Annotated in this window: 12 protein-coding genes and 1 tRNA gene; all 13 read left to right on the top strand. The window is 73.2% G+C overall.

The genetic code is table 11. The annotated features are described in order from the left end of the window. Positions 1-106 precede the first annotated feature (106 nt). Positions 107-1,345 carry a divisome protein SepX/GlpR gene (gene sepX, locus AC068Z_RS13400; RefSeq protein ID WP_478554738.1) on the top strand — a complete coding sequence of 413 codons (1,239 nt, stop codon included), beginning with the start codon at positions 107-109 and terminating at the stop codon, positions 1,343-1,345. Positions 1,346-1,417: 72 nt separating this feature from the next. Further along, positions 1,418-1,491: transfer RNA gene (locus AC068Z_RS13395), tRNA-Ala, on the top strand. A 486-nt stretch (positions 1,492-1,977) separates the two neighbouring features. Next, positions 1,978-2,154, top strand: a complete 177-nt coding sequence (locus tag AC068Z_RS13390; protein ID WP_478554737.1) for a hypothetical protein — start codon at positions 1,978-1,980, stop codon at positions 2,152-2,154. Positions 2,155-2,327: 173 nt separating this feature from the next. Further along, positions 2,328-3,365: a LuxR C-terminal-related transcriptional regulator gene (locus AC068Z_RS13385; RefSeq protein ID WP_478554736.1), complete on the top strand. Its 1,038-nt coding sequence runs from the start codon at positions 2,328-2,330 to the stop codon at positions 3,363-3,365. A gap of 550 nt (positions 3,366-3,915) precedes the next feature. Continuing rightward, on the top strand, positions 3,916-4,185 hold the full coding sequence (locus tag AC068Z_RS13380; protein WP_451722369.1) for an acyl carrier protein: 270 nt from the start codon (positions 3,916-3,918) through the stop codon (positions 4,183-4,185). 34 nt (positions 4,186-4,219) lie between these two features. Further along, on the top strand, positions 4,220-5,470 hold the full coding sequence (locus tag AC068Z_RS13375; protein WP_478554735.1) for a beta-ketoacyl-[acyl-carrier-protein] synthase family protein: 1,251 nt from the start codon (positions 4,220-4,222) through the stop codon (positions 5,468-5,470). After that, entirely contained in the window at positions 5,467-6,648 is a 1,182-nt protein-coding gene (locus AC068Z_RS13370) for a beta-ketoacyl synthase N-terminal-like domain-containing protein (RefSeq protein ID WP_478554734.1), read from the top strand. The genes AC068Z_RS13375 and AC068Z_RS13370 overlap by 4 nt, the downstream gene beginning before the upstream one ends. Continuing rightward, positions 6,645-7,712 (top strand): beta-ketoacyl synthase N-terminal-like domain-containing protein, encoded by a 1,068-nt coding sequence (locus tag AC068Z_RS13365; protein ID WP_478554733.1) that lies wholly within the window; start codon positions 6,645-6,647, stop codon positions 7,710-7,712. Before AC068Z_RS13370 ends, AC068Z_RS13365 begins: the two co-directional genes overlap by 4 nt. A gap of 119 nt (positions 7,713-7,831) precedes the next feature. Further along, complete coding sequence (locus AC068Z_RS13360; protein WP_478554732.1) at positions 7,832-8,689, top strand: alpha/beta fold hydrolase; 858 nt, start codon at positions 7,832-7,834, stop codon at positions 8,687-8,689. A 24-nt stretch (positions 8,690-8,713) separates the two neighbouring features. Further along, on the top strand, positions 8,714-9,688 hold the full coding sequence (locus tag AC068Z_RS13355; protein ID WP_478554731.1) for an acyl-CoA thioesterase: 975 nt from the start codon (positions 8,714-8,716) through the stop codon (positions 9,686-9,688). Beyond that, entirely contained in the window at positions 9,685-11,034 is a 1,350-nt protein-coding gene (locus AC068Z_RS13350; RefSeq protein WP_478554730.1) for a beta-ketoacyl-[acyl-carrier-protein] synthase family protein, read from the top strand. The genes AC068Z_RS13355 and AC068Z_RS13350 overlap by 4 nt, the downstream gene beginning before the upstream one ends. Further along, the gene (locus AC068Z_RS13345; RefSeq protein WP_478554729.1) at positions 11,034-12,092 is read left to right on the top strand and encodes a beta-ketoacyl synthase N-terminal-like domain-containing protein; all 1,059 of its coding nucleotides are present in this window, start codon (positions 11,034-11,036) and stop codon (positions 12,090-12,092) included. Before AC068Z_RS13350 ends, AC068Z_RS13345 begins: the two co-directional genes overlap by 1 nt. Continuing rightward, the gene (locus tag AC068Z_RS13340; protein WP_478554728.1) at positions 12,086-12,916 is read left to right on the top strand and encodes an SDR family oxidoreductase; all 831 of its coding nucleotides are present in this window, start codon (positions 12,086-12,088) and stop codon (positions 12,914-12,916) included. The genes AC068Z_RS13345 and AC068Z_RS13340 overlap by 7 nt, the downstream gene beginning before the upstream one ends. The last annotated feature ends 30 nt before the right edge of the window (positions 12,917-12,946 follow it).

Raw genomic sequence — 12,946 nt, 5'->3', positions numbered from 1 at the left:
GCTGATCGCATCGGTCACAAAAAAATTTCGAAATATCAGCCAGATCGTGCGACACACCGGCTCAATTGGCGGATGGCCTCACACAAACCCCTCTACCGTGTGAGGCGTGAGCAGCAGCGGCCTCATCTACGCAGTCATCGTCGGGGCCTGGGCCGCCTACTTGGTGCCGATGTGGCTCCGTAGGCAGGACGAGCTGAACGAGGCCCGTCCGACGGAACGCTTCAGCACAGCCATCCGGTTGCTGTCCGGACGGGCCGGGATGGAGCGTCGGTACGCCAAGGACCTGCGCGCGCGCTCCGCCGACGAGGGGGAGCCCAGCGCCGACGCCCCGGACGGCGTCACCGCATCGGTGGACGTCCGGGCCTTCGCCATGCCCCCGACGCGCCCGCAGGCCCAGGTGGTGGTGCAGGCGCGCACGGAGGAGCAGGAGCGGTCCGAACCGGCGCGCGCGCACGCCCCCGCGCCGGAGCCCGAACCCGGTCCCGCCCCGGCGCACAAGTCACAGAAGGCGCAGGCGGCGCAGAAACCAGTGCCCGCCGCACGGCGCACGCCCCCCTCGCCCAGCGCGGAGGCCGCCGCGGCGCGCGCCCGGCGCACGAAGGTCCTCGCGCGCCGTCGGCGCACCACGGTGATGCTCTTCCTCGCCTTCACGCTCGGCGCGATCGTCGCGGCCGTCGGGGGGCTCGCGTTCCTGTGGGCGCCCGGCGTGCCCGCCGTGCTGCTCAGTGGATACATCGCCTACCTGCGCTCCCAGGAGCGCCGCCGCTTCGCGTACCAGATGGACCGTCGGCGCGCGGAAGCCGCCGCGCAACGGCTCAGGGAGCGCGCGCGCCAGCCGCGCCGGCGGGCGGACGCCGACGCCGGCGCGGACGCAGAGGAGCCGGACGAAGGTGGCGGGCCCCAGTCCGACCCGGGACTGTCGGCGCTCGCCGCGGACCGGCGGGCGCTCGTGGAGCAGACCGACCACGCCGAGTGGGTCGACCAGCAGCGTGAGCGGCAGCGCAGGCCGGGGCAGGGCGAGAGCTGGGATCCGGTGCCGGTGCCGTTGCCGACCTACGTGACCGCTCCGGTCGCGCCGCGGGCCACCGCCGATGTGGACCTCGGGGCGCCGGACGCCTGGAGCTCGGCGCGGTCCAGTGCGGTCGCGCCGGAGCGTGAGGCGGCGGAGCCCCGCGCCGGGGCGGCCGAGCATGCGGAGGCGGCCGACGGTGAGGAGAGGGCGGACGGCGGCGGGCGCAGTGACGCCCGCCGGGCCGCGTCCGCCCGGCGGGCGCGCGAGCGCGGACGCACGCCGCTGTTCGACCAGTACGAGGACGGCGGGCGGCCGCGGGCGGCCAACGAGTAGGGGGCCCGGAGGCCGGCGGGGAACGGATTTCCAAGCGGGCGGATCGGGATGCTAGAGTTTCACTCGTTGCAAGGGCCTGTGGCGCAGTCCGGTAGCGCACCTCGTTCGCATCGAGGGGGCCAGGGGTTCAAATCCCCTCAGGTCCACCGCAACAACTGCTCCTGAGGAATCAGGGCAGTTGATGAGATCCCGTCCGATCGGTAGATCGGGCGGGATCTTTTTTTTGTCCGGACTGAGGCCGTGTCAGGTGTGTGCCAGGTCTCCGGACCCCCAGGTGTCGCGTGCCGGGATGGCATCATGCTGCACCCGCCGCCGGGGTTGGAGCTCCGGCAGGCGGCGGCAGGTGCGGGGCGCGGGGGACGGCCGGCGCGGGGGCGATGTCCCGGTGTGCGGGGCCGAGGCGACCGTGCAGCTCAGGTGGGTGGAGAGGGCTTACCGGGGTGGGGCGAGCCGAAAACGGGTGATCCAGTTCCGCTGTCAGCACCCTGCCAGCGCAGGTCCCTGCATTCCTTTTCGCTGGTGATGCGCAGGGCCGCTCAGCAAGAATTCAATCACCGGGCGGCGAGGGGAGCCGGACCGGGGAATCGTTCGGATCGTTCAGGAATTCATAATTCCGAGGGGGAATTCTTTTCATGGGCAAGAATCTGCTGCGCGCCGCGGTCGTCGCTCTGGGCCTGGTCCTCGCCGGTGTCGGTGCGGGCAGCTCGTCGGCCGTGACCGAGAGCGGTGTCTCCTCGACCGAGCAGTACGGAGACCCGATCTGGGGGGCGGCGCCCGCAGGGGAAGCGGGAGACCCCATTTGGGGCTGATTTCCTGATCGGCCGAGTAGAGTTTCGGCCAAAGATGTCTTAAAAGGGCCCATCCTTCGGGATGGGCCCTTTGTTACTGCCCGGTTCGATCACATATTCGTTGCGGAACCGTTTCCCCATCCACATAATTGGCCGAGACCTTACGGGGGCGTCACCGAGGCGAGGGGGCATGCGTGCTGGAACCGCTGGGGTTGGGGGCCCACGCGGCCGAGGTCTACCGGGCCATGCTCAAGCGGCCGGATTTCAGCGTTGACGATCTCGTGACGACCCTCGGGTGGCAGCCCGAGCTGGTCAGGTCGGCGCTCGACGAATGTGTACGACTCGCGCTCATCAAGCCGTCCTGGGACGCACCCGGCGAACTGCGCGTCGTGAGCCCGGAGATCGGCCTCCAGGCACTGCTCACCCGGCAGGAGAACGAATTCCTGGAACGGCAGAAGCGGATTGCCGACGCGCGTATCGAAGTGGCGCGGTTCATTGACGAGTACACGGCGGCGCAGCAACGGCAGCGCAGTACCGTCATCGAACGGCTCATCGGAATCGACGAGATACGTACGCGCATCGAGGAATTCACCCAGGAATGTGAGACAGAGCTGCTCGCCTTTGCCACGGGGGGTCCGCAGACCGAGGCCAGCAGGGAGGCAAGCCGGCCGTTGTGCGAGAAGCTCGCGCGGCGGGGTGTGGTGATGCGCAGCGTTTATCTGGACAGCGTTTACAACGACCCGGCGACGGTTGAACATCTGCGGTGGTTGCACTCGCACGGGGATCAGGTGCGGACGACCGCGTCATTGCCGTCACGGATGTTGTTGTTCGACCGGACGCATGCGGTGTTGCCGATCGATCCCGATGCGTCGGCGGCGGGGGCGCTGGTGCTCCACGGGCAGGGGATCATCGCGATCCTGGGCGAGCTGTTCGAGCGGGTGTGGGAGAACGCGCTGGCCTTCAGCGGGGGGCGGCCGCAGCCTCGGGAGCGGGGGGAAGAGGAGCTGTCCGGGCAGGAGCAGGCCGTGTTGCGGCTGCTCGGGGAAGGGCTCACGGATGAGGTGGTGGCGCGGAAGCTGGGGGTTTCCGTGCGGACCGGACGGCGCATCACCGCGGAGCTGATGGGGCGTCTGGGGGCGCGGAGCCGCTTCCAGGCGGGGCTGCGGGCCGCGCAGTTGGGGTGGTTGGCGGGGGCGGACGGGGTCGAGCCGGAGAGTCGTACGGCTGTATAGCGGCACGGCTGTGGGGGCGTACGGGGGTCTGGACGTACGAGGGTTTGGGCGTACGGCGGTGAAGTGCCGTCACGGCCTGGTGCGGTGCCGTACGGAGTCGGTGAACCGTCGGTTCCGCAGCGCCTGTTGCCTGCCGCGGGGTGGGTCGCGCTCGCCCGCGCTCGCGGGGTGCCGCCGCGCCCACCCGTGCCGCCCTGCGGCACGACTGCCCGCGGCTACGCGGGTTTTGCGGCTGCGCGGTCACGCGCTACGCGGGCTTGCGGCCGTGCGATGCGGCTACGCGCGATGCGGCTACGCGCGACGCACGACGCGGCTACGCGCGACGCGGCTACGCGCGACGCGGCGACGCGCGATGCGGCTACGCGCGACGCGGCGACGCACGACGCGGCCACGCACGACGTAGCGACGCATGACGCAGCGACGCGGGTTCCGGTGGCGGCGGTGGGTCTCGTATAGGCCTCGTATAGCGGTTGATTCCAGGCTCGGGGCAACGCTTGGAGGACGGGGGCTGTGGTCCCGGACTCCGTTACCGATCCTCATTGGAGTCGAGATGCCCAACGCGAACGTGACCACCGTGCTGGACGAGGCCCGCAAGCAGGAGATCAAGGAGATCGTCTGCGACATCCTCGAGATCGACGAGGACGAGGTCACCGAGACCAGCCTCTTCAAGGAGGAGCACGACGCGGACTCGCTGCGTGCCATCGAGATCCTCGCCGCGCTGGAGCGCACCCAGAACGTCACCATCGACCAGGCCGAGCTGAGCCGCATGGTCAACCTCGAGGGCGTCTACATCGTGGTCGCCGAGGCCGCCCAGAGCTGATCTGCCGTCCCGACCGTCAGATGGGTGAGCTTCGATGAACGCTTCGAGCAACACAGGGCGCCGGGTGGTCATCACCGGACTCGGCGTGGTCACCAGCATCGGCATCGGTGTGGAGGCCTTCACCGCCGGCCTCCGGGAAGGACGCAGCGGCGTCAAGCCGATCACCGCGTTCGACACGACCGGCTTCGCCCACGCCAACGGCTGCGAGGTCACCGACTTCGAGCCGGAGCACTGGGTCACCCGGCAGTCCCCCGAGGAGCTGGGCCGGGCGAGCCAGTTCTCCGTGGCGGCCGCCAGGATGGCGGTCGAGGACGCGGGTCTGAGCGTCGCGGACGTACGGGCCCGCCGATCCCTGGTGTCCGTGGGCACCACGGACGGCGAGTCCCGCGACCTCGACCAGCTCGTCGCCGCGAGCCTGGACAGCGGGCCCGAGGAGTACGAGCCGACCGTCGCCCGGCGCATCCCCGCCGGACGGCTCTCCGCCGGGATCGTGCGCGAACTGGAACTGGAGGACGTGGAGGCGGTCACCCTCCCGACCGCGTGCGCGGCCGGCAACTACGCCGTCGGCTACGGCTACGACGCCATCCGCAGCGGGGACGTCGACGTCGCCCTGTGCGGGGGCGCGGACGCCGCCTGCCGCAAGACCTTCACCGGCTTCTACCGGCTCGGCACCATCGCTCCCGAGGTGTGCCGGCCCTTCGACAAGGACCGTGAGGGCATCCTCACCGGCGAGGGCGCGGGCATCCTCCTCATGGAGAGCCTGGAGTCCGCGCTGGCCCGGGGCGCCCGGATCTACGCCGAGGTGCTGGGCTACGGGCTCGCCTGCGACGCCCTGCATCCCGTCGCCCCGGACCGGGACAGCATCGCCCGGACCATCCGGATCGCGCACCGCAACGCGGGCGTCACCCCGGACCAGGTCGACTTCGTCTCCGCGCACGGCACCGGGACGAAGGCCAACGACATCACCGAGGCGGGCGCCATCCGCCAGGTGTTCGGCGCCGACGCCATGCCGCGCACCGTCTCCATCAAGTCGATGATCGGCCACAGCATGGGCGCCGCCAGCGCGGTCGCCGCCGCGGCCTGCGCGCTCGCGCTGACCGAGGGGTTCATCCCGCCGACCGTCAACCACCGGGAGACCGACCCGGAGTGCGGGGTCGACTGCGTGCCCAACGAGGCGGTCGAGGCCGAGCTGAACGTCGTGCAGAACAACGCGCTCGCCTTCGGCGGCAACAACGCCGTGCTGATCCTCGGGGCGTACCGGGGTGAAGCGGTGGGTGCGGCATGAGCTGGATCGTGACCGGGATGGGCGCCGTCGCCAGCATCGGCGGCAGCGTCGAGGAGATCTTCGACTCGCTGGTCGCGGGGCGCAGCGGGCTCGGGCCCCTGCGCGGGTACGACCGGGAGAAGTTCCGCGCGCAGGTGGCGTACGAGATCGACGACCGGCCCGCGCCGGGCGTGGACGAGCCGCTGCGGGCGACCCGTTGGCTGGAGCAGGCCGTCGCGGCGGCCGCCGCGGACGCCGGGCTCGGGGACGATCTGTCCGGGGTGCCCGTGCTGGTCGGCACCACCCTGCGCGAACTGCGCTCGGTGGAGCTGTCCTGGCGGGACAAGGTGCCCTTCGACGCGGCCGACCTGCACTTCGGCACCATGCTGCGGCGCCGGTTCGGGGCCGCGGACACGCACACCGTGGCCAACGCCTGTTCGGCCTCGCTGTACACGCTGGCGCTCGCCACCGATCTGCTGGAACTGGGGGCGGCGGACACCGTCGTCGTCGCCGGGGTCGACACCATCAGCGAGAGCACGTACGGGCTGCTGGACCGCTGCTATCCCGAAGCCCCCGACCGGGTACGGCCCTTCGACCGGGCCCGGCGCGGGATGCTCCAGGGCGAGGGCGCGGTGGCCGTGGTGCTGCGGCGGGAGAGCGACGGGGCGGGCGCCGGGAGGCGCGTGCACGCACGCGTGCGCGGGGTCGCGGTCAACTGCGACGCCCATCACCCCTCCGCGCCGGACGCGAAGAACATCACCGCGGCCGTGCACGAGGCGCACGCGCGGGCGGGCGTACGGCCGGCCGACATCGACCTCGTGATGCTGCACGGCACGGGTACGCCGCTGAACGACGAGGCCGAGTCCACGGCGCTCGGCGCGGTGTTCGCGGGGCTCGACCCGTCGCCGTACATGACGGCGATCAAGTCGATGACCGGGCACACCGCGGGGGCGTCCGGGCTGCACAGCCTGGTCGCGGCGGTGGACGTGCTGCGCGGCGGGATCGTGCCGCCGACCGTGTATCTCGACGATCCGGTGGAGGCCGTGGCCGGGTTCCGGCTGGTGCGAGGTGCCGCCGAGCGCGCGGACGGGCCGCTGCGGATCGCGCAGATCGACTCGTTCGGCTTCGGCGGGCTCAACGCGGTCGCCGTGGTGGAGGCCGTACCGGAGCCGTCCGCAGAGGAAGGAGCGGGGAGTTGACTGCCGTACGCACGGCGCAGGTCGTGATCACCGGGCTGGGTACGGCCGTACGCGGGCTCGACGGGCCTGCCGGGCTGCTCGGGCCGCTGCCCGCGGGGCACCGGGGCGCGGACGATCCGGTCTCCCGGCTCACCGGGCGCGGGCTGCGCTACAAGGACCGGGCCACCAAGCTCGCCATGGCCGCCGCGCGGGACGCGCTGGGGGCGGCCGGGCTGCTGGACGGCGCGGGGGAGCTGACGGTTCCGGGCGAGAGCGTCGGGGTCGTCGCCAGTACGAACTACGGCAACTGCGACACCGTCTGCGAGACCGTGCAGACGATCGCCGAGTCGACGTACCTGGGCACCAGTCCGATGATGCTGCCGGCCACGTCCAGCAATGTCGTCGCCTCCTGGGTGGCCATCACCCACGGGCTGCGGGGCGCGAATCTGACCCTGTGCAACGGGCCGACCTCCGGTCTGGACGCCGTGAACTGGGCCCGGCTGCTGGTCGCCGCCGGGCGGGTGGAGCGGGTGCTCGTCGTCGGGGTCGAGCCGGACAACGCGGCCGTGCGGCATGTCACGGAGACGCCGGAGCCGGAGGGTTCCGACGCCGACACGGCGCCGGAGCTCTTCGACGGGGCGGTCGCGCTGGTCGTCGAGTCGCCCGCCTCGGCCCGTGCGCGCGGGGTGCGTGCGCTGGCGGCGCTCGGGCCGTACGCACGCCGGGGCGCGCACGCCGAGGCGGTCGCCGAGGTACGAGCGTCGCGGCCCGGGCCGGTGGGGCTGTGGTGCGTGCCGGAACATCCCACCGGCGTGCGCGCTCCCGCGCCCGCGCTGGGGGCGGCCGCCGGGTCGGTTCCGGTCCACGATCTCTCCGCGCTGTACGGACCGGCGTCCGGGGCGCTCGGAGTCCTCCAGTGCGCCGCCGCGGCCGTATGGCTGGAGCGCGCGGGCGAGAACGCCGCGGGCTCCGAGGCCACGGTCCTCGTCAGCGCGGGTACGGGCGACGCAGGCGGCGACGACGCGGGCGCGGCGCTGCTCCTGACGGCGCCCGAGACACTCGCGGTGGCGGGCAGTGCGGCATGAGCGCGCACGGCGTGAGTGAGGAGCGCGCGGGCCGAAGTGCGCGCCCTCCGCGGGGGCGCACCCCGCACCCTCCGCGCACTGAGCGCGGGCTCGCCGGCGGCGGCCGGCGTGAGGCCGTCGTGCGGTTGCGGCGGGAGGCGCGGGCGGGCTCCCCGGCCGTGCGGGTGCTCGTGCTGCACGGGCTCGCCGGGAGCACGGCCGTGTGGCGGGCGTACGAGGAACGCGCGCCGGAGTGCGTCGAGCTGTGGGACGGGGCACTGCCCTGGGGGGCCGACGGGGATCCCGGGTGGAGCATCTCCGACGACCCCGCCGGGCATGTGGCGCGCGCCCTGGACTCGGTGCCGGGCGGGGTGGACGTACTCGTCGCGCACTCCTTCACCGTCGGGCCCGCTCTCGAAGCCGTCGTGCGGCGGGACGCGCGGCCCCGGGGGGTCGTCGCCGTGGCGCCCTTCCATCGGCGGGATCCCGGTGAGTTCGGCTGGGACGACGCCGCCTACTACCTCAACGGATTCCACCGCATCCTCGAGGAAGGGCTGCGGATCAGTGCGGGGGACCGGCTGTCCCCGCAGCTCAGGGCCGCTATGGCGGTGCGGGTGCGGGACCGGATCGGGCCCTACGGCTGGCAGCAGTTCTTCGGCGCCTATCTGCGCAGCCCGTTCCTGGACGTGGACGCGCTGCGGATGCCCGTGCTCGTCGTCGCGGGGGCCGAGGACTTCGCGGCCCCGCCGGCCGACGCGGCGGCGCTGGCCGCGGCACTGCCCGACGGACGGCTCGAACTCTTCGAGGACTGCGGGCACTTCGCGATGGCGGAGCAGCCCGAGCGGTTCGCCCGGGCCGTGGCGGGGCTGCTGCGGGACGCGGTTCCCGGGGCGGATGTCGACGCCGCCGCTGAAGCCGGCTCCCCGCCCGGCCCTTCCAACCCCTCCGCCCCCGCCGCCCCCGCCGCCCCTCTGCCCCTTCCGACCTTTCCCTCCTGACCATCCCTACGCACCGGAGTTGACGTGACCACGAACACCGCTGACATCGAGGCCGCGGTCCTCGCCCTCCAGGAGCCCAGTTCCCTGGAGATCCGGCCCCGCTACGAGGGCTCCAACATCTGCACCTGGATCGGCTTCAAGCACGTCAACTACCTCGTCGAGGAAGCCGTCCTGAACCATCTGCGCCAGGCCGGACTCGCCCCGGGCACGATCTACGAGGTCTACGGGCTGTGCACGGACCTCGTCGACATCGACACCCGCATCCTGCACGCCTTCCACATCGACGACACCGCCGTCGCGGAGGTCAAGCCGCACCGCAAGGCCAAAGCCGACGAGCTGGTCCTGGCCGTCACCCTGTACGTGCGGCGCGAGAGCCTGCTCAAGGCGGTCACGTCCACCGTCCGCGTCCAGCTGCGCCTCGACCCGCGCGGCGGCGGCGAACTGCCGGTGCCGGCGCCGCTCGCGCCGTACGCCGTCGACAAGTTGTCCGCCAAGCCGGGCTGGACGCCGGAGCCGGTCGAGGCCGACCTCGCCGCCGACGACCTGGTCAAGGAGCTGACGGCCGGGCGCAACGCGTACGCCTGGAAGTTCCGTATCCCCTACTGGTACTGCCACTTCACCGAGCGCCAGCAGATGTCGGGCTACCTGCGGCTGATGGAGGAGGCCAAGGACCGGCTCGTCGCCGACCGCGGGGTCTCCATCAAGACGCTGCTCGACGAGCAGAACTGGATCCCGGTCGTGCCGCACTCGCGCATCACGATCCTCGACGAGGCGCGGATGGAGGAGGACCTGTACATCGTCCTCACCGTCGAGAACGTCTTCAAGGGCTTCACCTACGACTCCCGGATGGACACCTACGTCGTCCGCGACGGCGAGCTGGTGCAGACCGCGACCGGCCGGATCACCCACGGGTACGCCGTGATCGAGAACCGTCGCGACTGGAGCCTGGTGCCCTTCGACGACCGCATGAACGCGGCCCTGGAGGGCCGGACGGCATGAGTGCCGAGGTCGAGGTCCTGGTCACCGGGATCGGTGCCGTCACCTGTCACGGTGCGGGCGCCGACACGCTGTGGGGCGCCATGACGGCGGCCGGCGTCCGCCTGCCCGACCGGCCGGCCGACCCGCTGGCCCGGATGGAGCTGCCCCTGATCAGCCTGGTGCCGGACCCCGACCTCGCGGCGGAGCGGGCGACGCGGTTCGCCTCGCTCGCCGCACGGGAAGCGCTCGCCGACGCGGGGCTCGACGCCGAGGCGCTCGGCGACGGTCGTACGGCCGTGGTGCTCGGCAGCTGCATGGGCGAGCCGGGGAGCAATGAGCGCGGGCGGGGGCCGGAGGGCGGCTGGGCGCCGCCGTTCCGGCTCGCGACGGCGCTCGCCGGAGAACTGGGCGTCCACGGCACCGTCCACGACCTGGGCAACGCCTGCGCGGCGGGGGCGTACGCCCTGGGCGTGGCCGCCGATCTGGTGCGCGCGGGCGAGGCGGACGTGGTGATCGCCGGAGGGTCCGACGCGTACTCGCGGGTCGCGCTCGGCTGCTTCAACCGGCTGGGCGCGGTGGACGCGGAACGCTGCCGGCCCTTCGAACGGGACCGCGCCGGGACGGTGTTCGCCGAGGGCGCGGGTGTGCTGATCGTGGAGTCGGCCGAGCACGCTCGGGCGCGCGGAGCGCACGCCGGTGGTGGGGCCGTACGGCTCGGCGCCGTCGCGTGGAGCTGTGACGCCGGGCATCCGACGGCTCCCGAGGCCGACGGGGAGCAGATCGTACGGGCGATGCGCGAGGCCGTGGGGCCGGTGCCGGAGTCCGTGGGGTGTGTGGTTCCGCACGGCACCGGGACGCGGCTCAACGACGTGCTGGAGAGCCGGGCGCTGCACCGGGTGCTCGGGACCGGTGCCGCGCGGGTGCCGCTGTACAGCCTGAAGGCGCTGCTCGGCCACGCGGGCGGGGCGTCCGCCGCGCTCGGCGCGGTGGCGGCGGCGCTGATCCTGCGGCACGGCGAGATCCCGCCGAACGTGCCGCTCACCGACCAGGACCCCGAGTGCGAGGTCCTGCTCCCGCAGGGCACACCGGTACCGCTGCCCGCCCGGGCACGGCGCGTGCTGGTCAACGCCTACGGGTTCGGCGGGAACAACGCATCGGTCGTGCTGGAGGGGGTGATGGGCGTGGCGCTGCCGCTTGAGGCGGGCGTGCCGCTCCTCGGCCCGGGTGCCTCGGGGCCGGGAAGGGACGACCGCCCGACGAGCCGGCGGGTGACGGATGTGGTGCTGCCGCCTGGCGCGGGCGTTTCGCTCGTCGGGCCGGGCGCCCCGGGGTCGGGCAGGGACAAGCGCAGAGGGGGTGACGGGTGATGAGTGTGATCGTGTCCGAGGCTGTGGCCGCCGCGCGGTCGGCCGGGTACGGCGAGCTGGCCGTGACCGGGGTCGGGGTCGTGTCCCCGTGGGGTGACTCCGCCGAGGCGGTGCTGGCCGCGGGGGGTGCGGACCGGCCGGGGGGCGACGGGTGGTTCGACCACCGGGCGCGGCTCGGCGCGCGGGGGTACAAGTACCTGCCGCCCGCTGCCCAGTACGTGCTCGCCGCCGCCCGTGCCGCCGTCGCCGACGGCGGCCGGCCCGACGCGGTGCCGCCCGCCCGGCGCGGGCTGCTGCTCGCCACCGGGGCCGGGCTCGCGGGGCTGTTCGACGCCATGGACGGGACCGTGGCCGAGGAGGGCGCGCACGCGCTGTCCCCGGCGACGGCCCCCTACTTCGCCGTCAACGTGCTCGGCAACCGGCTCGCCGCCGAACTGGAGCTCAAGGGGTTCTCGCTGACCGTCGCCACCGCCGGTACGGCCGCCGTGGACGCCCTGTCCGCGGGGGCGCTGGCGCTGGCCGCCGGGCGCTGCGACTCGCTCCTGCTCGCCGCGGTGGAGGAGCCGGTGCCCGCCGGGCGCGGCGGGGGCGGTCAGCAGGGCGCCGTCGTCCTCGCCCTGGAGCCGCCGGCCGCCGCGTCGGCCCGGGGGGCACGGGTGCACGGCACCGTGCGGGCCCGGTCGCTGTTCCTCGCTCCCGCCTCCCTGCGTGACAGTGCGGGACGTGAGCGGGCCGTCCGGCGGGTGGCCGGCGCGGTCGCCGAACTGACGGGCGGCGCCGCCTTCGCCGTACATCTCGATCTTGACGGGTCCCCGGTCGCGGAGGTGGTCTCCGAGGTGATCTCCGAGGCGGTCTTCGAGGCCGTCTCCGGGACGGTCCACCGGGGCGGTGGCGCCGGTTGTCTGCGGCCCGCCCTCGCCGTCGCCGACGCGCTCGGAGCCGAGGCGCGGCTCGTCGTCACCGCCACCGGGGAGGGGCACGTCGCCCTCGTCCGGGTGGCTCCGGACCACCCGGTCCCCCTCAACGCCGCTTCGTCCACAGGAGTTTCCGCATGCTGAAGTCACTGGAAGGGAGCTGGTGCCTGGTTCTCGGGGCGTCCAGCGGGATCGGGCGGGCCATCGCCCTGGGTCTTGCCCGGGAGGGCGTGCACGTCGCGGGCGTGCACTTCGACACCGCCGGCCGGGCCGAGGAGGTCCGGGAGCTGGTCGAGGAGATCCGCGGCCACGGTGTCGAGGCGCACTTCTTCAACGCCAACGCCGCCGCCAAGCGCACCCGCGCCGAACTGGTCCCCCAGCTCGCCGAGTTGACCGGGGCGACCGGTGGCATCCGGATCCTGGTGCACTCGCTCGCGTTCGGCACGCTCGTGCCGTTCACGCCACGCCCCGGCTGGGACAAGGAGATCAGCTCCCGCCAGCTGGAGATGACCCTCGACGTGATGGCGCACAGCCTCGTCTACTGGACCCAGGACCTGCTCGGCGCGGGACTGCTGCGCGACGGCTCCAAGGTGTACGCCATGACCAGCGCCGGCACCTCGCAGGCGCTGCCGAGCTACGGCGCCGTCTCCGCCGCCAAGAGCGCGCTGGAAGCCCATGTGCGCCAGCTCGCCTGCGAGTTGGCGACCCGGGGTGTCGCGGTGAACGCGCTGCGCGCCGGTACGACGGTGACGCCCGCCCTGCGCCGGATCCCCGAGCACGCCGGATACGTCGAGCGGGCCGCCGAGAACAACCCGCACGGGCGGCTCACCCGGCCCGACGACGTCGCCGAGGCCGTGGCGCTGCTGTCCCGCTCCACCTCGTCCTGGCTGACCGGCAACACGATCGGGATCGACGGCGCGGAACTGCATGCCGCGGCCGGCGCCTGGGGTGCGCCGACGGCTGTCTGAAATCCGCCACTTCACCAACAGGAGCAGTAG

It is taken from the genome of Streptomyces sp. NPDC043726 (genome assembly GCF_056436565.1).
This window is presented reverse-complemented; position numbering and strand designations above follow the sequence as displayed.